The sequence below is a fragment of the Vibrio sp. 378 genome (genome assembly GCF_033339435.1).
The window spans coordinates 493,014-515,164 of the sequence record NZ_JAWOUO010000002.1 but is presented as its reverse complement, the minus strand read 5'-3'; the positions used below and the strand labels follow the sequence as shown (position 1 = coordinate 515,164).

Sequence of the window (22,151 nt, the reverse complement as noted above, 5' to 3'; positions counted from 1 at the left end):
TCACTCGGTTACCTGTGTTTGTACTAGCTGAATAATTGGGGTAATCATTCAACTTTTCAATACCCCGTTAGTTCCATATAACCTGTCCCAGAATGAGAGCCCTCAATACGCACCGGGCCTTCCCAATAAGGCACAGAAAGGGGCATTTTCGCGTTCGGGTTGAGTGCAGAAACCGTGAGCTCAACTTGCTGGTTAGGAATCGACACTTGCCACTCGGTTGGATAATTGCGACCTTGGATTTCTGTTTGCTTAGTCGCCTTTAACTGAATGTATTTTTGAGAAATGGCGATGCCAGAACCACCTTGTTGCATCAGTCTTGCGCTGGAGTAACTGGCTGCTCCGGTTTTGGAATCCCGCAATTGGAACACCACCAAGCTGGTGTCGTCATTCAACCTTAGGGCAAACCAGTCCCAGCCTTGTTGTGAGTCGAGTAAGAATTGCGAGCTCCACTCTCGGTCTATCCAGCCTTTGCCCGACACTTGATGGGTTTTGCCGTCGATGGTGACTTCACCGGAGACATCAATAAACGGTTGGCTGTAGTAATACGAAGCCACCTGACCATCGGCGCTTTTGGTGCTGTAACCTTGCTCGCCTTGCTTTTGATAAGGCGCAGTGCTGGTAAGCGTCAGCGAATAGCCAAACTGTTCGGAGTTTGCATTCAATGTGGCAGTGAAGAGATCGGTGGTTGAAGAAGTCCACTGCCAATCATCGAGGTAAACCCGAAATGGTGAAGAATCAACGCCTGCGAGAGAGGCTTGATCGCGCGACCATTTTTCATCGGCGTAGTGTTTGTCTGCGGTCGTGACTGCGCTGTGCGCCATGTAGATTTGTTGAGCTTGCCACTCGGTTTTCTTCACGTCATCTTCGTCCTTTGGCGGCGCAGCAGCAAAGCGAAATTGTGTCCACTGGACGCCAAGTGGGTTGCCGTTTGCATCGATTAAGTTAGCGGTTAAGTACCACCATTCATGACGAAAATCCGGGTGTGCTTGATGATCGGTAGGAAAGGTGAGTTCAACCCCTTTTTCTACGGGTGTGAATAGGTTGCTCTCGCTTTGCATATCTCCACTGCCCAGCAACGTGCCCATATTTTGTTGTTGGGGATCTTCACAACCGAACAGGAACAGACTGCTCATGAATAGAGTAAGTGTGCTTGCTAATCGAACCATCACAACACCTCGCTTTGCAAACTGGATACGACAGGCTTGCTGACCAATCGCCACAGCGGAATCAAGGTTGCAATCACTGCCACCAAGATGGTGATCGCCGCAATACTGAGCGCATCACTCCAATTCCACAGATAATTTAAGCTCCAACCAAAAGCGCGTAAGGTGACGATGTCTGTCAGCACGTAACCCACCATGGCTCCTAAAGGTAGGGCGATAACAAGGGTAAAACTGACCAAAGCGACGATCTGTCCGACCACCATGGTCATTAATTTACGACGGCTGACGCCAAGTGCGTACAGCCTTGCAATGGCGGCTTTGCGCGCGTCGAGTAACATAAAACAAGCACTGAACAAGCCAATCACTGCGACCATCAACGTCACGCCGTTGAGTGCGCGTGTAATGGCGAAGGTCTGCGAGAAAATATCCAACGCGATGGATTTGATTTGCGCCTGATCGTAGAGCTGACTTGGATGCAGATTCAGTTGCTCGCGCAGTTGGTCGTATACGATTTGTGGGTCACCTGAGACTTTAATTCCAAGACTTGTTGGCAAGTCGGTAAATCCGCTCTCTTGCCATAGCTTTGGTGCTAATAACACTTCACCGTTGGGTGAGCCGTAATCGTGGAATATCGCACCCACAAGTAGGCTCTTATTTGGAATGGCATCAAGCGTGAGCTCGCTACCCAGTGATAAACCCAGTTTGACCGCGGTTGGTTCACTGATCGCGACTGACTCACCTTGGTAAAAACGCTGCCAGAAGTTCTCCAAATGCGATTTGAACACCATGGTTTGCTCTAAGGTGTCTTTATCTTTGGTGCCAAGCAAAATCGGTAAACCTTGCAGGTTATCGTCGACGTAGTATTGTTTGTAGACGGTCTCAACCTTGTCGAACTGCCCTAATGCGCGCTCTACATCTGCGATTTCCCCTTGGGCAGGGCTAACGTAAATATCGGCGTGCAGTCTTTGTTCTAACCACTGTTTTAGGGTGGATTCAAAACTGCCCACTAAGGTGTTCATCCCCATATTGGCTGTAACGGCGAGTAGCAGTGCCATCATGGCGAGAGAAAGCGGAGAAATCAGCTCGCGCAGCTCAGCAAACAGATACTGCATCAAACCGGAAGTGGTGCGTTTTTCACACCAATTGGCTAACACGCTGAGTGTTTTGGGTAAGTACAAAGGAATCGACACCACAAGCACGCCGAGCCACGCCATGGTAAATCGGTGGTGTTCACTCAGCCATAACCCTGCGAGTGCGAGAGTTGTCAACGCAGCACCTATCAAGAACAATTGGTTTTCGTTAGAGGCTTCAGGTGCTTGATAAAATCCGCCATGAGAGGAAAGCGGCTGGCGCACTCGCTGTTTAAAGTGCTGCCAACACGCCAATAGGGTGGCGGCTAACGTGAGCAGCAATGCTTGCGCCCACCATTGCCATTGCCAAGTGCCGGGCAGCAGTGTCGCACCGTAAAGTTGTTCTAAAGTCAGTGCCACGGTCGGATGCAACCAGTGGCTAAGCTGCATGCCCAATACAAAACCCAGCGAAGCGCCGATGGTAACGAGAAGAGTGAGTTCAACCAACAGCGCAGAGAACACAATGCTCGGCGCAACACCTGCCTGTTGGATTTGTACTAACAGACGATTGCGTTTCAGCAAACTGTATTTTACGCCGTTGTAGGCAATGAACAGCCCGACTAAAAAGGCAAGTAAGCTCATTGCTGTGAGATTGAGGTGAAAGCTGTCGGTCAGCGAGCCAAGGTCTGTGCTTTGATTGTTGGAAATCCATTGCCCTTGATCGCCAATCAGCTTCTGCCAATTTGCTTGCGTGTCTTTATTCCCTTTAACACCCGAATGGAAAACCGCAATGTAACTGAGCTGTCCTTGTTTATTGAGCAGTTGCTGGGCAAAACCAATGTCCATCAACATTCGGCTACCTAACTGCCATTCGTCGGGTAGCACCACCACTTGGGTTGGAATGTCGTCCAGAGTTAGGGTTTCTACTTCTCCTAAGTTTTGATGTTGAGATTGACTCATCATCACGATTGGCTTGCCAGCTAAAAGCTCAGGTAAAGGTAACGCACTATCGAACAAAGATACGTTTTGTTGGTTTTCTGAAGAATAGCGCGAACGTGAAGAGATGGCGGCAATCAACTCGCTGCCTTGTACTGACCAGCGACGCCCTTGTTCGTCTCTCACTCGCCCTTCGATTACAGGTAGCGCTGCACTGAGCCCGTTTTGTCTAAGGGTGAAGTAGAGCGATTCGGGCAGATAGTTTTGCCCTGCTGGTGGAATAATTACGTTCTGAGCTTGTGCGCTAAGCTGCTCGGTAGACTCCGCATAACTGCGCTTGGCATTGAGGTTGATGGCTTGCACCGCAACAAACAAGGTCACGGCCAGCACGATACCGATCAGAATTGCGGCGGCTTGCAGTGGCGCCTGCCGATAGTGCGCTGCAAACAGATTCAGGGCGAGTCGAGTATGAGTGAATCTGGTGTTTGATAGCTTAGCTTGCTTCATGGCGAAGCTCATGTTTGTTTTGGTGATGACCGCCATGCAACTGACTATTTTCCAAACGCCCATCCTTCAAACGTAATTGGGTTTTCATAAACTCAGCGCATTCAGGGCTGTGGGTGACTAACAGTACTGCCGTATTGCCTTGGGTGGTGATTTCACTCAGTAGTTTCATCACTTCCAAGCCCGCTTTTTGGTCGAGGTTTCCTGTGGGTTCATCAGCAAGTAGCAGTTTAGGTTTGTGTGCCAATGCGCGTGCGATAGCGACTCGTTGCTGTTGACCGCCGGAAAGGGCAGAAACATGCCTGTCGAGAAGTTGGCTGATACCTAGAGTCTCGACCAAATAATCGCACCAGTCGTTCCATTTCTGTTGATTCAAATGCAGGGGGAAGGCGATGTTTTGCTGCACGTTGAGCGGCGTTAATAGATTGAATTGCTGGAAGATAACACCGAGTTTTTGATGTCGAAATCGGCTCCATTGTGGGTCTTTCCAAGCCGCCGTGTTATCGCCATCTAACCACAACTCACCATCGGAAAGCGGCTCAAAGCCAGCGATGACATTGAGCAAAGTACTTTTGCCGCTGCCACTTGCGCCCGTCAGCGCAACACTCGCTCCTGTGTTCAACGTGAAGTCGACGCCTTCCAACACGCGATGTGTCTCTTTGCCATCGACAAAGCTTTTGCTGGCGTGTTTGAGTGTGACAAGTGGGCTTTCCATTTCCTCTCCCTGGATTAAAAAGGTGTCGTTTCTTTTGGCAATGGCTATTGCAGTTAGTTCTCTAGAAACTTTAGACAACAATCAGATAAAAACAGCGATTTACATCGATTTCTTAATAACTTGTACTGAAAAGAAGAGGGAATAGATTAAACGAGGAAGGGATATGACAGGCATTAAAAAAGCCCGAGTCAGACTCGAGCTTTCAAATACATTCAGCGTGGTCAGCTTACACGTAGTACGCTTCAACTTCGCCTTTAAGCTTGATTAGCATTGGGTTACCGAAACGGTCTTTTGCTTTAGGAGAAGCAATTTTTACCCAACCTTCGCTGATGCAGTATTCTTCTACGTCAGTACGCTCTTGGCCGTTGATACGAATACCGATTTGGTGCTCGAAGCATTCTTTGATGAAGAATGGGCTACGTGGGTTACCCGCTAGGCGATCTGGTAGAGCTGGTTTAGCTGTATCTGTCATTTTGTTTGACCTTGAAGTCATTAAAAAAAGTGCGTCATTGTAGTCAGTGCAAGGCGAGTGTTCAAGGATTGTGACTGGTTTTTAATGAACTGAACTGCAATAAAGCCCTAATTTTTATCTATCTCCTTTTGCTCTTTCGGTGAGTCCTTTTAAAATTAATTCAATCATTGTCTTTTTATCATTTTGATTCTCTTACTAGTAAACAGTTTCTCAGGTTCTCGTTGTTTATACTATGGTTATTAGGTGCGATAAGTATTAGGAAAACAAATGGAACTTGTGATCTTAGCTATCGCTAGATTTCGAAGTGATCAAAAAGAAGCAATGAGTAAAAACTTCGTCAATTTAGCGCAGTGCTTAACTGAGAATGGACATCATGTTGTCACTGTTACTCCAACTGAGTTTCGTTCTCATATTAAGGTTGAACAACATACCTTTCGTAATGAGAGTCGATATGAATCTCTGTTTGAGGGGCTGATGAATCTTATTTACTTATGTAGAGAGCTCAACAGGCTGATCGAGAAAACCAACAGTGCGAAGGTTAACCTACATATTGCTACGCCTATAGAACTATTGGTGGTTTTTTTCTTTTTAAAATCTCGATATCAAAAGCAGACGACTTTATCCATTTGGCAGTCATATTTGACCTTAGACGAGGTCCGTAATAACAAGCATTATTTTTTTCGGAATTGGTTTAAGTATTTACATTTATTGCTATTTAATTCGTTTATCAGTGCGCTTTTATACAAGCGTTTGTTAGACAATTTTTGTCAAGCGATTGTGCACAGTAACTACCAGAAATTTCAGTTATCTTCTCTGTCTCATTTGCCAGTCTATTTCATTCAAAATGGGGTTTTTTCTGAGCACTTTTCGCGACCCATTCCTGCAAAGAAGACACAAAGAATGTCTTTACTTTATATCGGCCATTCTAAGCCATCAAAAGGCGTTGACGCTTTAATTGAATTGGCTGCAATACTAAAGAAGCGAGAATGTATCGATTTTGATCTAACGCTCTGTCTCAGTGGCTTCGGCGACCAAGCAAATATAGAGAAACTTGTTTCTAAACATGAGCTACATCACCAAATAGAGTTTAAAGAGAGCATTGATATTTCAGTTGAGATGGCGAGTGCAGATTTGTTGGTTTTACCGCTAAGGACATGTGTCGGAACGAGCCTAACACCTAACCTAATCGTGGAGGCGGTATCTTGCGGATTACCGATTGCGATTCCTGATTTTAAGCAATTATCGGATGTCATTCAATTCGGTTCTAATGCCATTGAAATTGATCTGGATGATTTAGAAGCGAGTGCAAGTGCGATAGAGAACGGTTTTAAGTTAGGTCAACTTGACCAGATGTCTAGAAATCAAATAGAGCAGTTTAAAGTTCGTTATACGTTAGAAAGTTTTGTGTCTGGCTATGCGCGAACACTCGGCCTTGGGTAGGAGGGAGTATGGATAAAATTAGCTTTATCGCTCCGTGTTTTAATGAAGAGTCTGTCATCGAGGAGTATTACTCGCGTTTGTGCGAAATTGCTAAGCAATACGATCAGTATTTGTTTGAGTTTGTTGTAGTTAATGATGCTAGTTTTGATAAAAGTGCAGTAATTTTAGACAAGCTGGCTATGGCGGATGAACGATTAGTGATCGTGCATCTTGCTGCGAATGTTGGGCAGCAAACCGCTTTGTTTGCTGGAATCGAAGCTGCAACTGGAGATATTAATATTACCATTGATATCGATCTTCAAGATCCCCCAGAAGTTATTACACAGTTCTTGGAAGAGATCGATAAAGGCTTTGATATCGTCCATGCCCAACGCTTGTCGAGAAGAAATGAAACCGCTTTTAAGCTAATTAGTGCAAAATTGTTTTACCGCTTTTTATCCCTTACTTCTCCCGCTAATTTAATTGAAGATTGCGGTGATTTTCGAGCATTTACTAAGCCAGTTAGAGAGACCATTTCATGTTACCGAGAGAAGCACAAATACTTGAGGGGTATTTTTGCCATTATCGGATTTAATCAAACCATTATTCAATATGAACGTGATGGTAGACATGCAGGAGAAACGAAGTATTCACTTACTAAGATGTTTGCTTTAGCGTCAGACGCGGTACTTAATTTTTCCCGCTTTCCTATTCAACTGATGTTTGTTATCTCAACATTGATGTGGTCACTTGGCTTGTTATATCTCACCAAAGCACTAGTAAGTAAGTTCGTTTTTGGCACAACTGTCGATGGTTGGACATCAATCATCTTTTTCCAAGTCTTTTTCTCAGGGATTTTATTGTTCTTTATTGCCTTAATCGGCTCTTACGTCGGGCGAATTTTCGAGCAAGGTCAAGACCGACCCGATTACATTATTCGTTACACAAGGAATATAAAGAGTAGCGATGAAGATAGTTAAGTTTGGTTCAGTGGGTATCATGAATACTCTGGTCAGTTACCTCGTTTTTTGTGTTCTTATTTATTTTGATGTCTATTATTTGACATCTTCTGTTTTGTCTTTTTTAGTGGGTTCTGCCTTTAGTTACATCATGAACTCAATATATACGTTTTCTGTTTGTACAAATGTAAGAAGCTTTTTTAAATTCATCACCATAACGGCAGGATCATTGTTCTTGAGTGTTTTGCTGCTTTATATCTTTAAAAGTATTGTAGGCATTCATGTTCTCATTTCGCAGATTTTGGTCGTGTTGATTCGTTTCCCAATTGTATATCTATTAATGAAACGCATCATCTTTAATCAAGCTCATTTGTTTCAGCGCTGAAAAGAGGTGACTTATGAAAACGAATCGGCAAGAAAAACAAGATTTCTACAGTGATTCTGAAACGGTGAAAAAGTATGAAGATCTACGTTTTTCAAATGTTGGTGGACAATTTGTACATCAGTCTGAAGTGTCTTTGTTTTCACAGTTTCTTAATATCTGCTCCTTGCAAGAGTCAATTCTAGATATACCCTGTGGCACGGGAAGAATGCTTCCAACTATTAAGGCGTCTGGCTTTAAAAAAGTTTATGCGGCAGATTACTCTGATGAGATGCTCGCAGTTTGTTACGAGAACCCTTTGTTCCAAAAAACACATTTTTCTAAACAAGACATCTATTCAACGACATATCCAGAGCAGCAGTTTTCAGTAGTATTATCTAGTCGTTTTCTGTTTCATTGCGATGATCAAGATCGGTTGTTTTCGGAGTTTGAACGGGTAATTGCACCAGAAGGATATCTTATTTTTGATAGCCTAAGGTGGTCTCCGCGAACTTGGACCCGACTTTTTTCTGAACAGCTAGGAGGAGATGTTTACACCAATAGCACATCTAGTATTTACAAGTTGGCAGATGCACACGGTTTCGAGGTTATAGACTCTCAAGTGATCCTGCTCTTTCCTAGCTTTGTCTATAACTTTATTCCAGGCATTTTAATGCGCCCGTTGATATGGCTTGAGTCAATTTGGCCGAGTTTACTCAAAACGAAACAAGTTTGGATACTTAAGAAGCGATGAGTGAAGCAAGAGTTAGATGGCTACTTGGGATTAACTTAAGTCTGTTATTCGGTTTTTATGTTTACATCATATTCAATCTCGCGCTCGTTAATGATGATTACATGGCGCTTTATACCACATGGTTAATGAGCGTTGGGAAACGGCCGAATCTTGACTTCAATGTTGATAGCTATACTTTGCTTTTTGATTGGATGACGCCAGTTTACTTTTTCTTTGGCGAACGATTCGAGCTTATTTACGTTTTTCGTTCGTTTTTTGTTTTGTTTTTGTTGGCGATAGGTTGGCAAGTCTATGTGCTTCTTCGCCAAATATTTACAGTCAATATTGCACTCACTACATTGTTATTGCTCTTTGCCTCTTCTGCGATGGTGATGCGTGGCATTGACCTTCGTCCTGACCTCGTTATTCTTTTTCTTTGGTTACAAATAATCATTGTGTTGTATGTGTGCCCAGGAAGTGATGCTCATAAATTGTTTTGGGTGGGGTTATTATTCGGGCTTGCGATACTCTTCAAATTTAAGGCGATTTTGATTGGCGTAGTGATTGGGCTCTTCGGGCTTATTCGGCTAATTCAAAAGCGCTCCGTACGTGACTTTGTCTTGGATGTCAGTGCGCTTTTGTTAGGCATTATCTCTTGCGTAGCTTTGTTTGTTGCGACCGTTGGAATCTCTTCACTTGAACTGTTTTTGTACACGACGTTTGATTTATTTCTGTATTCGACATCGCATGTTAGTGACGCAAACTCTCTGAAGGTTGATGTACTGATACAGTACTTTTTACATGATATTGTTTATTGGCTGTTTGCTCTCATAGGAGTGGGAATATGTGTCGGTAAGTGGAAAGTACTGTCGTTTAAGCAAGCTCAGTTTTTGATAGCTTTGGTTATATTAGCTGTGTTGTCGGTTTTGGCTAACCCCCACTATCATGCATATAACTTGGTCACACTTTACCCTATACTTGCGGTATTTGTTGCGTTCTCAATCCAGTACGTTGTTTCATCTACTCGGGAGTGGTCGAAAGGGACGGTCGTCACTTGTATCGTACTATTCTTGATTGTGATTGCTCGTATCCTCCACTATCCGGTACAACATAATAATCAGCACCAAGTCGCCCTACAAACATTCATAGAAAGGCACACGCAAGTTGACGACGCTGTCTTTGCCTATGAAGGAATAGGTCTTTTTCGTCCATCTACTTATCATTGGCGAACATCTGCCATCAAGATAGACAACTACTATCGGGGTCAGTATGACGTTTGGCAGGAAATTCGTGCAGTAAAGCCGATACTCATCGTCGAAAGTTATCGAATTCCTGATTGGTTATTAGAGGAGGACCGTGATGCTCTTCGGCAACACTATGTATCTATTGCTCCGTTTATTCTGACTCTTGGGTTAAAAACACAATCTAGTGTTCGAGGCGATTTACTGCGCTCGGGTTGGTACGTGCTTGAGAGTGATCGCTTGAACCGTTGCTTTATTGATGGTGTTGGTGTGTCTGTCGGAGAGAAGATATGGCTCAACTCCGGAGCGTATACACTGATGTCCCAAGATGGTACTTGTACTCTTCATTGGTATTTTTCTCACCTTGGCATTGAGGCGCTCAGGCAAAGCAATCCTGAGAGTTCCCCCTATTTGTTTGGCCCTTAGCAAAAAGTTGTAGAACCTAGTTTTGTTCCCCTATAACCCCTTTAAATACTGCGCGTTGGCTGTTGGTTGAATCATGTCATTCAGCGTTTGGATGGCTAGTTCGCTGTGATCTTCAAGTAGAGCTAAGAACGTGTCAGTCAACTCAGGTTTGCTTGCTGAGACTTTCGTTTCGGTCTGGATATCACGCAGATCGATCAACACATCGGTAAACAATTGCGGCAGATCGTGCAGCACTTGCAGGTTTAAGACGTTGTGCTCGCTGTAGATTGAATTGTGGCTGCCTTTCTGTTTTTGCACCACGTAAGGATTGTCTTTTAAGTTGATGATAGATGTGCGTTTATCACAGCGTTTCAAACAACCTTTGTTGACCTTCACCTTACGGCATCCTTCGGTTTGTTGGAACAAACATTGGCGGCTCGTGAGTAGGGTATTTGGATGATAAATGCTGTAGAAGCTGCGCATGTTTTTCGGACGCTTTATGTGACGCATCTGCTTCATATTCAGCTCGTTAGAAACAAACGCGCCACTTGCCGCGAACTCGTCTTGAAGGCATTTAAACGCGTATGAGTTCACCGTGTTCATTTGTGGGCCTGCCACCCAGCCTAAGCCGAGCTCTTTTGCGATCATGCCGGCGCCTGAGTTGTTGGTGATCAACAACTCAGGTTGGATGGTTTCCAAAAATACGCGCGCGGCGTGGTAGTCTTCGCCAATCAAAATGGCTGGGAACCAAGGTTTGAGCATTGGGTTGGCTTGGAACAACTCAATCATCGCGCTCAGTTCGCCAGACAATCCCATTGGCAACTGATAGTAAACATCAATGTCGTGGTATTCGCACAGCATGGCTTCTTGTGCTGACGAGATCAGAACCGATAATTTTGGCGCACCTTGGCGAGGTTCTGGTTGAGGTAACGCTGGCAGAGTTGGTACATCAATCGACCCTTTCAAGCTGCTGCCGGATACTTGTGTCGAAGTGACATCGAACGACTTAGTTTGCTCTGCCACTTTCTCAATGATCGCGGTTTTGTCGTCGTAGAGTTTCTTTTTCACCGCTTGCACATCATCGGCGGATTCGCATTTGTAGATCTTCGAGAAGTGTTTTACGGCGTGATCGCGAGGGTTGTCGATGTACATCGCTTTACCGAAATCGCCTTGTAAAAATGCGTTAGAGAAATCACGGTTAAATACGGTGTATAACTCTGTGGTGTCTTCAGAGAGTTCCAAACCCTCGCACAAGCGATCAATCTGTTTACGCCAGTTATCGACCACGGTATAGACGTAGTGCGATTTCTTGATTCGTCCTTCCACTTTTAAGGAATACACACCCGCATCAGCAAGCGCTTCTAAATCGCTAAATGCGGAGTTGTCTTTCATATTGAGTGGGTAGTTGTTGCCTGTTTTGGTCGTTTCGTACTGTTCGCGACAAGGTTGGCTACAGCGTCCACGGTTACCTGATGCGCCATTGCGAGCTGAACTGATGTAGCAAATTCCGGAGAATCCGATGCAGTATGAGCCGTGGACAAACACTTCCATCATTACGTTGTGCTCGCGACCAAATTGCGCCAGATGTTTTATTTCATCGATGTTAAGTTCGCGAGATAAGTTTACTCGGCTTGCGGTGAGCTGGTTGAGAAAGAGGATTTGGCCTTCGTTATGCGTGTTCAGTTGCGTTGACGCGTGCACATCCAAATCGGGAAAGTGATGTTTGAGAATATAGGTCAGACCGAGATCTTGCACGATCACGCCATCGATTTTGGTGGTGTTCAGTTGGCTGAGTAAGCGAACAATCGCCGGAATTTCACTTTCTAAAATCAGCACATTCAATGTTAGGAAAATCTTACAGCTGTGCTGATGAGCCAACGTTAACACGCCATTTAAGTTATCTAAGGTGAGGTTGGTCGCTCGGTTACGAGCATTGAAGCGGTCGAGCCCACAGTAAATTGCATCGGCGCCAGCGGCAATGGCGGCTTTGATGGAATCTAAATCACCACCGGGTGCTAATAACTCAAATTGATCGCGTGTCACTACTTTTCTCTTTCTTACTAAAATAGGCTGCAAATGTTACGTATTTCACGCTTTTGATGCTCAGCTAGTTAACGCTTTATTAATCTGAATCAATTAATCCGTGTTACACGGTCGACTCTTGAGTGGGTAGAGTGCAATTCGCGATAGCGGAATTTGACTTCTATAGTTTTCCTACACTTGGTTTTTCTATATCTAGTTTTCGACTCAGAGAGAGGAAGGGACGACAAATGAAAAAAGTAATCATTGGGTTGGTCGTGGCGTTGACGTCATTGAGTGCATTGGCTGGGGAGGGTGTGGTAACCGTTGCGAGCACGCATTCAGCAAAAAATACGGCGGATAAATTTGTCGCTATCGCGCAAGAAAAAGGGTTGAACGTCTTTGCGCGCATTAACCATCAAGAGAATGCCACGAAAGTCGATATGACGTTGCGACCAACCGAAGTTATCGTGTTTGGAAACCCTAAAGTAGGCACGCCACTGATGATCTGTGCGCAGGAAGTGGCGCTCGATTTACCCCAAAAAGTGTTGGTGTATGAAGATGATGAAGGCAAAACGTGGTTAGCTTATAACGATCCTATTTATTTAAAGCAGCGCCATCATATTGAAGGCTGTGACGAGGCATTGAACAAAATCAGCGGCGTGCTGGGCAATTTAACCAACGCGGCGGCGAAGTAGGGCTGGTTATTGGCTTCGCTTTTTTTACTCCGAAAACGAAAAAGCCAACCTCACAAGGAGGTTGGCAAATCTTACCTAGATTGGGGGAGGTAAGATCAGGAGGTGGCGAGTACGCTGTGCACTTTTGACTTAATTGAGTCAGACTGCGTGCCGAAAATCGCTTGTAAACTGTCGCCAATCACTAACACATCTCGCGCGCCAAGTGCTTTTAGCTTAGCAACATCAACGTTAGCGATGTCTTTCACCGAGACACGCAGACGAGTGATACACGCATCGACTGACTTAATATTGGCTTTGCCGCCCAATGCAGCTACTACATCCACCGCAATTTCATCAGGCTCTCCGGTAATCTTCACTTCTGCAATGTCGGTTTCACGACCCGGCGTTTTCAGATCCAACTTCACAATTAGGAAGCGGAACAAGCCGTAGTAGAGCGTCGCCCAGATTGGACCGATGATGATGAACATCCACGCGTTGCTCGACATTGGGTAGTAAAGGAAGAACTGGATCGCGCCGTGCGCAAAGTCAGTACTGTGTTTGATTTCCAAAAATGCGGTGATCGCAAACGCAATACCAGTTAGGAAAATATGGATCACGTACAGCACTGGCGCGACGAATAGGAAGGTAAATTCGATTGGCTCTGTGATACCAGTTAACCAAGAGGTCAACGCCGCAGACATCATCAAACCGCCGACGATTTTCTTACGCTCAGGAGACGCGCAGTGGTAAATCGCCAATGCCGCTGCTGGTAGCGCCCACATGGAGTACATAAAGCCACCAGACAGATAACCTGCGGTTTTATCGCCCGCGAAGAAGCGAGTGAGCTCACCGGTAAACTCTTTGCCGGTTTCTGGGTCTACATAGCTGCCGACTTCAAAGAAGAACGGCGCATTCCAGATGTGGTGCAAACCAACCGGGAGTAGTGAACGTTCGCCCGCGCCGTAAACCGCCCACGCGAGTACAGGGTTTTGGTACGCTGCCCAATGAGAGAATGCATCAAGAAGTTGTCCGACAGGTGGCCATGCAAACGCGAGAATCGCACCAACGACGATCGCCGATAGACCGGTGACAATGGGCACAAATCGCTTACCCGCGAAGAAGCCCAAATATTCCGGCAGTTTGATGTTGTAGAAGCGGTTGTACATGATTGCCGCCACCGCACCGATAAAGATGCCGCCAAACACCCCGGTTTGCAGCGTCTCAACGCCCATGATCGTGGCGTCAGTTTCTAGGCCGCGCAGGCCAGTCACGATACCGAGCGATGCGTTCATAATAATTAGGCCAACTAAGCCTGCGAGCGCAGCCGCACCGTCATTGCCTTTTGATAACCCGAGCGCCACACCGACCGCAAACATCAACTGCATGTTGCCGAACACGCCTTCACCGGCGGCGAGCATCACTTTGTTGACCGCGTCTGGAATAAACGCAAAACCCGCGTTACCAATACCCAGCATCAAGCCAGCCACCGGTAACACCGCCACAGGCAGCATCAACGACCGCCCTATTTTTTGTAGTTGTCCAAATATACTTGCAAACATGGTTTCCTCCTGACGAATGCCAGTGTTGTAGGACCTGATTCCTTCAGGTCATGTTGTTTCACGTAAGGTCAGGATGATCATAGCGAGCAAGGCGGCGCCTAAGGTTACAAAAGGCAATCAGTTTGTAAGTGGCCGCTTACAAATCTCTTACACCGAGAAGTGAAAATTGTAATCGGCTCGATTGTGCATGGGCGTTTAAGAATGCATCATATTGGCCAGCGCCAAACTCAGGGGCAGGCACAGGGACGGACACAGGGAAAGTAGGATGGAAAACAAGCAGATACTGGTCGTCGATGACAACCTCGACCTTCGCGAAGCATTGTCAGATTACCTTGGTCGCGCTGGATTTGAAGTGCTTTGCGCGGAAAACGGCGGCGTGATGTGGCAACTGCTCAACGATCACCATCCTGATTTAATCATCCTCGATATTATGATGCCCGGTGAAGACGGCTTTACCCTGTGCCAAAAACTGCGCAAAAACTCCGATATCCCGATCATTATGCTGACCGCCGTCACTGAAGAAGCCGACCGAGTCGCAGGGCTAGAAATGGGCGCCGATGACTACATCACCAAATCATTCAGCCCGCGAGAACTGCTCGCGCGCATCAAAACGATTTTGAGACGCAGCCAATCGACCGCCAATAGCAAACTGACGCGTAAAGTGCGTTTTGACGATTGGTTATTAGATACCGTAACCCGGCAACTGACCCACGTTGCTAGCCGCGAGGTTAAGCAACTGAGTGGCGCGGATTTGTCGCTGCTCGGTTTGTTCGTCAACCACGCGCAATCAATATTGTCTCGCGATGACATTGCGCGCGAGATCTGGGGACGCGATGCAGACCCGTTTGAACGCGGCATTGACGTGCAGATCAGCCGCTTGCGTCATCACCTTGAAGATAAAGACCGTTCGCTGATCCTAACGGTGCGCAACAAAGGCTACATGCTGACCACGGACGTACATTATGAGAATTAAACGCTGGACGGGATCACTGGTCGTTCGTACCAGTGTGTTCTTGTTGCTGGTGATCATTCTGGCGCAGGTATTATCCGGGATTATCTGGTATCAACACGCCAGCGAGCGCGATAAAGAAGGCCTGACCACCACGGTCAAAAGCTTAGCGCTGAGCGCTTCTTCCACCATCGCTTTCTTTCAAACCCTCCCTTCGGAATATCGCCACTTGGTGCTCAATCAACTACGCAATATGGGCGGCACGCGCTTTTTCGTCTCACTCAACAATCACCAGATTGACGTCGACCCACTGCCAGAGAGCGAGCGCAAAACGTTGGTCATCAACCAAGTTCGTGAAGTATTAGAAAGCGAGCTGAGCGGCATTCCTAATATCGAGGTGGAGTTCACCCAGCGCGACAAACTCAAAGTGTTCAACAACGAGCTACCTATCGATGAACTGCCACTATTGTGGGCGCATTATTCGCTTTCGTTTGGTGATCTCAACCCACCCATTCTGGTGATGCAGGTCGAAGTCGCACAGAACGAATGGTTTTATCTCGCGGCGGTGCTACCCGCGCCTTACATCAACCTAGAGACTAACTATTTTGAGCTGCGCCAATGGCTGACGCTATTGGTGTCCGCGCTAATGCTGTTGCTGTGTACCTGGTTTATCGTTCGCAAAGAAATTCAACCCATTCGAGAACTGGCAAAAGCCGCAACCCTGATGTCGAGCCGATTAGACGTGCCCGAAGTCTCTGAGCGAGGCAGCAACGAACTGAAAGCAGCGGTACGTGCGTTTAACAAAATGAATCGACGCATCGACAGCCACATTAAAGACCGCGAGATGCTGTTCAGTGCCATCTCCCACGATCTGAAAACGCCAATAGCCTGCCTAAAACTACGGGCGGAAATGCTGGATGACGACGCCGACCGAGAACGCTTTATCCGCCTGAGTAACGACCTAGATTTGATGGTCAAAGGCGCATTGCAATGCATTAAAGAGACCGATATCCACGAGGAAATCGAGCCGATCAATTTCACCCAACTGATTCAGCACATTTCCGCCAATATCGCCGATGCGCCGGACACAATTCGCATCCACGGTGAAATCCGCACCCACTTTGCTGGTAAACCGTTAGCGATTAAGCGCTGCATTCAGAATCTGGTCGATAACGCGCTCAAATACGGCCATCAAGCGGACATTACGCTGAGTGAAAGCCCAGAGTCGATCCAGATTGAAATTGAAGATCACGGTGACGGTGTTGACGATTTATTACTTGAAAAGCTCTGCCAGCCATACTTCCGCGCTAGCAACGATAAAGAAGGCAGCGGGCTGGGGTTAACCATTTCACAGAGTATTGCAAAGGCTCATGGCAGCAACTTGTTGCTGAGCCATTCTCAGTTTGGCGGCCTCTGCGCCACACTGACTTTCCCGAGAGACTGACTATGAACAAACTGGCATTCTTGTTCCCACTGTTGCTCGCCCCTTGCGTCGCTCGCGCTGAGTCGCCACAAGGGGTAGAGTTTTTACATTGGTGGACTTCTGACGGCGAGCAGCAAGCGCTGCAAACACTTAAAGCTCAGCTAAAACAGCACGATATAGAGCTGCTGCAAAGCCCGGTGTTAGGCGGTGGTGGAGACAGTGCGATGACGGTACTGCAAGCTCGCGCGCTGGCGGGCAATCCACCAAGCTTCGCGCAAATCGAAGGGCCAAGTATTAAAGCATGGGATGCCATCGGTATTTTGCACAACGTCAACGCAGTTGCCGATGAGCAGCGCTGGGACGAGGTGCTCTACCCGCTATCTATTGAAATCAATAAAACACAAAACGGCTATATCGCCCTGCCACTTACACTGCACCGCTTGAACTGGCTGTGGGTCAACCACAAGCTGCTTAAACAACTGAATCTTTCCGCACCGAAAAATTGGCAAGAAATGTTCGACGCAATGGAGCTTGCCAAGCAAAATGGTATCGTACCGATCGCGGTCGGTGAGCAGCCGTGGCAAGTCGCCCAACTTTTCGAGAACTTAGTGATCTCCACTGGCGGTGTTGAGTTCTACACCAATGCGATGGTTAAACTTGAAAGAGACAGCATCGACAGCGACACCCTGCGCCAAGCGTTGACGCAATTTCGTCGCCTTAGTTTGTTGATCGACAACCAATTACCCGACAGTAAGTGGGATACGGCGACCCAAGCGCTAGCCGACGGTCATGCGCTGTTTCAAATCGGTGGAGATTGGATTTTGGGTGAGCTGCTCGCCAATCAAGTCTCAGTTCCGCAAGAGATCGGCTGTTACCCAACGCCGGACAGCGATGGTGTATTCCTCTACAACATGGACAGTTTGGTGTTTATGTCGAGCAAATCGTTTTCTGCCGAGGCGGCTCAGCAAACCGCGAGCGCGCTGGCAGACGTCGAGTTTCAAGCTAAGTTCAATAAGGTAAAAGGCTCGATTCCGGTACGCACCGATATCGACATCAGCGATTTTAATCCTTGTCAGGTCCAGTCATATCAAGACTTTCACTACGGCGTTAAACACAATCTCGCTGTGCCGAGTATGATTGATTCGATGGCGGTCAATCCGGTAGCTCAGCAAGCGATAAACTCGGAAATCTTCCGTTTTTACCGCAATCCCAAAATGGAACCCGACGAGCTGATAAAACGCATTATTGCTATTTCGCAAAGCGGTTAATGGCAATGAATTTGTGCCGAGTGGAATAAAAAAGCCCCAATGATTGGGGCTTGAGTGAAGCGAAGTATGCTGTTTAGAAATAGTGGAAGATCGGCGGTTCATGCATCAAGAAGTTTTGATGAGAGATGTTCCACGCATACGCGCCCGCTAAGGTAAACACAACATAATCACCAATATCGACGTGGGCGACGTGTTGATTGCGTGCCAGCACATCTTTGGGCGTACAAAGCTGCCCAACAAAAGTTGCTTGTGCATGCTGAATTGGGTGAGAAATCTCGTGGTGCTGCTCGTTTTTCAGGATGACGAATGGATGATCATGGTTCTGCGCTGCTGGCGTGCGGAAGTGGTGAGTTCCCCCGCGCGCGATGACAAAGTTTTCGCCAAGATTTTGCTTAATATCCAGCACTTCCATCACGTAATAACCACATGCCGCCGTGATGAACCGTCCGCATTCAAAACGCAGTGTCCAACGTTGCACTTGCTCCTTGGCTATGAGGAATTCCAACTTGTCGCAAAACTCCATCCACGGAAAGTGTTGCTCAGGGTTTTGGTAGTTAATCCCCATGCCGCCGCCCAAGTTGATCATCAGCTCACCGAGTTCAAACTCTTGTTGCCACGCTTTCACGACTTGGAAATAGCGCTGCATTAACGCTAAGTGACGTTCAACATCGAGCTGATGCGACATCAAGTGAAAATGGAATCCTTTCAGTGACACTTGCGGGAAATCGCGCAGCAACATCAAAGCATTACCCAGTTCGGACTCGTCCAAACCAAAAGGGGTCGGCTTGCCGCCCATCGCCAACTTGCTGAGCGTGATGTCGCCGATATCAATGTTCATACGCAAAAAGATCGAAGCCGGGCGGTTGAGGCGCTCGGTTAGTGCTCCAATGCGTTGTAGCTCGGTGAGGCTTTCGACATGAATTGCATCGACATCAAGCTCAATCGCTTGTTGCAATTCACTTTGCATTTTTCCTGGGCCACCGAAGATCAATGGCTTATCGAGTTGTTGCTGGTGGAGGTGTGCCAGTTCCCCGCCAGATGCCGCTTCAAAACCATCGACATACGGCGCGAGCGTTTTGAGAATCGGGCCTGATGGATTGGCTTTGGCTGCGTAAAACAGCTCGACATTTTTCGGCAAAACGTGACGCAGTTGTTTGATGTGTTCTTCTAAGGCGTTTAGGTCATACAAGTACGCGCACAAGGGTTGATTTTGCTGCTGTGCGAGCGTGTGAACTTGTTGGCAAACGCGTGTCGGTAGAGAGAGTGAATTAGGCATGTTGCGCTCCTTTTTCGTGTTGCTGCCAAGGCGCGGCGACTTGGGTATAGCCCGACTCCTTATCGGCTTTTTGCATCAAACGCGTGGTGAAATTATTTTTGCTCGGGAAGTGACCGCCATTCAGCAACGCTTCTAGTTCCGGCTGTTTTCCATTCACTGATTGCCAACGCACAATGGCACTTTGCACCGCATTCCATAGCGTTTGCTCTAGTGGCTCGTCACCTTCTGCGATGAAGAAAATCGCTTCGCTGATATTGTTGATAAAGGTGCAGTATCCGATGCGATTCCAGCCTTGTTCGCGACTGTAGTAAACCGATTGTCGCGCGCGTTCAGACAAGTCAGTTAATGTTTCTGCTGGCCAGAACTCCGGCAGTAACTTGGTGCCTTCCAAATCACGAATCCAAACACAACACGGCATCTCTTGTTCAAAGCCAATCAAGGTGTTTTGTAAATGCGGCTCAAACGCCACCCCGTGTTTGAAGTAGTAGTTAAACACACCTGGAATTAGGCAATGCAAATAGCGTTCAAACCACAGTGTCGCGATGTCGGAATAGCGATTTTGCGTTGTACGCGCTTTGTTTTTAAGGCGTTGAGCAATGCAACTGTTGCCGTTTTTGTCGTAAGCAAACAGAGCGCCTGCGAGGGTTGGTTTTAAAATATCGACTTCGCTCAGCGAGAAATTTTCGCGATACAAAATCCCAAACGATTCGCGTGCTTTGGTGTTGTCATCCCAATTGCGCTCAGCGACACTTTCTAGATTCAACGTGGTGGCGTAAGGCTCCGTCATCACTTTAAATACGGGGTTGTGCAGCTGTTCGTTTTCTCGAATCGGTTTGAGAATCGACGTGAGCTGCACGGCGCTGTCGAGTTCGTACCACGCGTTTTTGCGCACGCAATTGGTTAATCGTACGTTGATGGAGAATTTCGCAAACCAGTCCATGTCTGGGTGGTAGAGGGTACGAACTGAAGAGGTTGGCTGCATCTTTTCACCACCTAAACCCAGTGGCGTGAGCTTGCCTTGTTCAATGGCACGCTTCACGCTTGGGTTGCTCAAAATGGTGTAGCTTTCCCAAGGATGGCAAGGGTAGAGGGTCTTCCCATTGCTGGTGGCGTGTTGTGGCGCGAGCTGTTGTAGCATGCGCTGCGCAGGGTTAGCTTCTCCGTCAGAACTCAGCACATCAAGTAAGGACGTATCCACTTCAAACCAGTACAGCGGGACTTGCGCGCCGACTTCTGGAGAAAACGCCAAGAGATCATCCATGGTGACGCCCGAACGACTTTTCGGGGTCGGATGGAAAGTATGCCCCCAAATCAGAGATTGTTCCGAAGCGATAAATTCGTTGTGATGCGATTTGGGCGCGACGTTGAGAAACTGCTCGGTAACCAGCACGCTATTTTCCAGTTGTTCGATCAGCTCATGGTTGAACGGGATCGCCAACACCTGCTTGAGATAGTTAAGCAAAAGCGTAAGAGTTTGCGTGGCATCCAATTTCGCCCAACCAGATCCCGGCATTTTCGCCCAAGGCAGTTCTGCCAATTTGATTTTGCCCAGTTTGCTCGCGTAGTGAATCGGCAAAACCAGCACGCCATTTTGTTGAGAAAGATGAACGGCTATCCGCTGTTTAGCGGGATAGTTGCGTTTTAACGTTTGGGGTAGCGATGTCGATTGGTAGTGCCATTCCACTTGTTGATTCGGTAGCGCAAATTCACGTAAGTAACAATTAAGAACACCCATTATCGTGTTGAGTTGGGCTTTCTCACGGTTGAGCTGCACCTCATGCGCGCGCAACTCGCTAGTCTGAGAGGATTGAGTTTGTAACATGTTGATTTCCAAATTTTGAGTGGAGAACCAGCGCGATCAAGGTGATTACGCTGACTATCGCAGAAAGTAGGAAAGGAACCTCAAGTAGCCCCAAGCTAGAAATGAAAGAAGCGCAAAATCCCGCTGCCACGCCACCCCATTTGGACATGGCATCAAAGCGAGAAAATACTTTGCCACTGAGTTTGCGATCCAGATTGCTCGCAAGATGCTGATGCAATCCGTGATAGCAACACACCATCGCGATGCCGAAGATAATTCTCGCAGCAATGAGTGCGGTTTCGGACGCAATCAAATGCAAAGCAGAACTCACGGCAAGCAATGCAAACCCGAGCCACAACGTGCGCAGCGGTTGATGGCGATTCAGCCCATCTGACAACACGTGGATTTTGCCTGCCAGCAACAGATAGACGCCATGCGGCAGTGCGTACAAAAAACCGATCCATGCGTGGTTAGTGATGCCATATTGCTGCACAAACGGCGAGAAATAAGGAAAGGTCACCACCATGGAAAACGCAAACCCGAACTGAGCAAAGAAGATCCAACGAATGGCATGCATTGCGTTTTTCTTTGCAACAGGTTGTTCTTGCTGAGATTCTGAGTTTGGCTTTTCGAGGTTTTGTTCGGCGGGTTTATCCGCTGGCAGTGTTAGCGTGATGCCCATCGCAATTAAAGGCAAAACGCATAACCACAGGTACGCGTTGAGCGGGTTGGTCTCTGACAAGCTCCAGCCGAGCCCAATGGGCGCAACGATCAGCGCCAAGCGAGCAGATAGCTGGGTTTTATTAAGTGACTTGCCGAGTGTTTTGGCTTCTTTAATTTGACTAGATAAGTAGCTGTTTGAGGCGGCCATGGTGCCGCCAAAGGTTCCTTGAACAATAAGACCAAACACAAACATGGCGAGGTTGTCTGCCAAGCCGCACAGTGAAAACCCTGCTGCAAGGCCAAGTTGTGCACGCAAGAGTGAGCGGCGGCGACCGTAGCGATCGGCAAAGTTGCCCCAAAATCGCGCCGCCAACGCAGTACAAAACGTAGGTAGGATAAACAATACCCCTGCCCAGTCTGCATCAATGCTTGCGCCTAACGTTGGCAACACGGCGGGTAGAAATAGCGGCATACCTAACGCGGCAAACGCAGCGATAAAGTGGCACAACAACACACTGTAGATGAGTTTGGTCATAAT

At 47.2% G+C, this 22,151-nt stretch carries 18 protein-coding genes; 9 read left to right on the top strand and 9 right to left on the bottom strand.

Going from position 1 to position 22,151, the window contains the following annotated elements:
- Nucleotides 1-56: 56 nt before the first annotated feature.
- The 4 genes from R7Q48_RS05655 to R7Q48_RS05640 all read right to left on the bottom strand — a co-directional run bounded on the left by R7Q48_RS05655 (nucleotide 57) and on the right by R7Q48_RS05640 (nucleotide 4,860).
- On the bottom strand, nucleotides 57-1,166 hold the full coding sequence (locus tag R7Q48_RS05655) for a lipocalin-like domain-containing protein (RefSeq protein ID WP_318132196.1): 1,110 nt from the start codon (nucleotides 1,164-1,166) through the stop codon (nucleotides 57-59).
- A complete protein-coding gene (locus R7Q48_RS05650; RefSeq protein ID WP_318132195.1) occupies nucleotides 1,166-3,676 on the bottom strand; it encodes an ABC transporter permease in 2,511 nt (836 codons plus the stop codon). Before R7Q48_RS05650 ends, R7Q48_RS05655 begins: the two co-directional genes overlap by 1 nt.
- Nucleotides 3,663-4,388, bottom strand: a complete 726-nt coding sequence (locus R7Q48_RS05645; protein ID WP_053307992.1) for an ABC transporter ATP-binding protein — start codon at nucleotides 4,386-4,388, stop codon at nucleotides 3,663-3,665. The genes R7Q48_RS05650 and R7Q48_RS05645 overlap by 14 nt, the downstream gene beginning before the upstream one ends.
- Nucleotides 4,389-4,614: 226 nt before the next feature.
- Nucleotides 4,615-4,860 carry a DUF3297 family protein gene (locus R7Q48_RS05640; RefSeq protein ID WP_005374689.1) on the bottom strand — a complete coding sequence of 82 codons (246 nt, stop codon included), beginning with the start codon at nucleotides 4,858-4,860 and terminating at the stop codon, nucleotides 4,615-4,617.
- Nucleotides 4,861-5,127: 267 nt separating this feature from the next.
- Here R7Q48_RS05640 and R7Q48_RS05635 point away from each other — a divergent pair, with 267 nt between their 5' ends.
- Genes R7Q48_RS05635 through R7Q48_RS05615 form a run of 5 tightly spaced genes read left to right on the top strand, consistent with a single transcriptional unit; the run spans nucleotide 5,128 to nucleotide 9,999 of the window.
- A complete protein-coding gene (locus tag R7Q48_RS05635) occupies nucleotides 5,128-6,300 on the top strand; it encodes a glycosyltransferase (RefSeq protein WP_256903085.1) in 1,173 nt (390 codons plus the stop codon).
- A gap of 8 nt (nucleotides 6,301-6,308) precedes the next feature.
- The gene (locus R7Q48_RS05630) at nucleotides 6,309-7,259 is read left to right on the top strand and encodes a glycosyltransferase family 2 protein (RefSeq protein ID WP_256903084.1); all 951 of its coding nucleotides are present in this window, start codon (nucleotides 6,309-6,311) and stop codon (nucleotides 7,257-7,259) included.
- Complete coding sequence (locus R7Q48_RS05625; protein ID WP_167415812.1) at nucleotides 7,246-7,623, top strand: GtrA family protein; 378 nt, start codon at nucleotides 7,246-7,248, stop codon at nucleotides 7,621-7,623. Before R7Q48_RS05630 ends, R7Q48_RS05625 begins: the two co-directional genes overlap by 14 nt.
- A gap of 13 nt (nucleotides 7,624-7,636) precedes the next feature.
- On the top strand, nucleotides 7,637-8,353 hold the full coding sequence (locus R7Q48_RS05620; protein ID WP_154204080.1) for a class I SAM-dependent methyltransferase: 717 nt from the start codon (nucleotides 7,637-7,639) through the stop codon (nucleotides 8,351-8,353).
- Nucleotides 8,350-9,999, top strand: coding sequence for a glycosyltransferase family 39 protein (locus R7Q48_RS05615; RefSeq protein ID WP_213966422.1), 1,650 nt, complete (start codon nucleotides 8,350-8,352; stop codon nucleotides 9,997-9,999). The genes R7Q48_RS05620 and R7Q48_RS05615 overlap by 4 nt, the downstream gene beginning before the upstream one ends.
- A gap of 30 nt (nucleotides 10,000-10,029) precedes the next feature.
- Here R7Q48_RS05615 and R7Q48_RS05610 read toward each other — a convergent pair whose 3' ends face one another.
- Complete coding sequence (locus R7Q48_RS05610) at nucleotides 10,030-12,021, bottom strand: U32 family peptidase (protein ID WP_256903083.1); 1,992 nt, start codon at nucleotides 12,019-12,021, stop codon at nucleotides 10,030-10,032.
- A gap of 227 nt (nucleotides 12,022-12,248) precedes the next feature.
- On the opposite strand from R7Q48_RS05610, the gene R7Q48_RS05605 reads away from it, so the two are divergent.
- The gene (locus R7Q48_RS05605) at nucleotides 12,249-12,695 is read left to right on the top strand and encodes a DUF302 domain-containing protein (protein WP_033906624.1); all 447 of its coding nucleotides are present in this window, start codon (nucleotides 12,249-12,251) and stop codon (nucleotides 12,693-12,695) included.
- Between the two features lie 95 nt (nucleotides 12,696-12,790).
- On the opposite strand, the gene ptsG is transcribed toward R7Q48_RS05605, so the two are convergent.
- Nucleotides 12,791-14,233, bottom strand: a complete 1,443-nt coding sequence (gene ptsG / locus R7Q48_RS05600) for a glucose-specific PTS transporter subunit IIBC (protein ID WP_081886422.1) — start codon at nucleotides 14,231-14,233, stop codon at nucleotides 12,791-12,793.
- A 265-nt stretch (nucleotides 14,234-14,498) separates the two neighbouring features.
- On the opposite strand from ptsG, the gene R7Q48_RS05595 reads away from it, so the two are divergent.
- The 3 genes from R7Q48_RS05595 to R7Q48_RS05585 are packed head-to-tail and all read left to right on the top strand — an operon-like array spanning nucleotide 14,499 to nucleotide 17,873.
- Nucleotides 14,499-15,206: a response regulator gene (locus tag R7Q48_RS05595; RefSeq protein ID WP_005383484.1), complete on the top strand. Its 708-nt coding sequence runs from the start codon at nucleotides 14,499-14,501 to the stop codon at nucleotides 15,204-15,206.
- Entirely contained in the window at nucleotides 15,196-16,626 is a 1,431-nt protein-coding gene (locus R7Q48_RS05590; protein ID WP_029861278.1) for an ATP-binding protein, read from the top strand. The genes R7Q48_RS05595 and R7Q48_RS05590 overlap by 11 nt, the downstream gene beginning before the upstream one ends.
- 2 nt (nucleotides 16,627-16,628) lie before the next feature.
- Complete coding sequence (locus R7Q48_RS05585) at nucleotides 16,629-17,873, top strand: ABC transporter substrate-binding protein (protein ID WP_256903081.1); 1,245 nt, start codon at nucleotides 16,629-16,631, stop codon at nucleotides 17,871-17,873.
- Between the two features lie 73 nt (nucleotides 17,874-17,946).
- On the opposite strand, the gene R7Q48_RS05580 is transcribed toward R7Q48_RS05585, so the two are convergent.
- From R7Q48_RS05580 to R7Q48_RS05570, 3 genes are read right to left on the bottom strand one after another with little or no spacing between them, the layout of a single operon-like run.
- Nucleotides 17,947-19,149, bottom strand: a complete 1,203-nt coding sequence (locus tag R7Q48_RS05580; RefSeq protein ID WP_318132193.1) for a type III PLP-dependent enzyme — start codon at nucleotides 19,147-19,149, stop codon at nucleotides 17,947-17,949.
- Nucleotides 19,142-20,971, bottom strand: a complete 1,830-nt coding sequence (locus tag R7Q48_RS05575) for an IucA/IucC family protein (protein WP_256903079.1) — start codon at nucleotides 20,969-20,971, stop codon at nucleotides 19,142-19,144. The genes R7Q48_RS05580 and R7Q48_RS05575 overlap by 8 nt, the downstream gene beginning before the upstream one ends.
- Complete coding sequence (locus tag R7Q48_RS05570) at nucleotides 20,943-22,148, bottom strand: MFS transporter (RefSeq protein ID WP_256903078.1); 1,206 nt, start codon at nucleotides 22,146-22,148, stop codon at nucleotides 20,943-20,945. Before R7Q48_RS05570 ends, R7Q48_RS05575 begins: the two co-directional genes overlap by 29 nt.
- Between the last annotated feature and the right edge of the window lie 3 nt (nucleotides 22,149-22,151).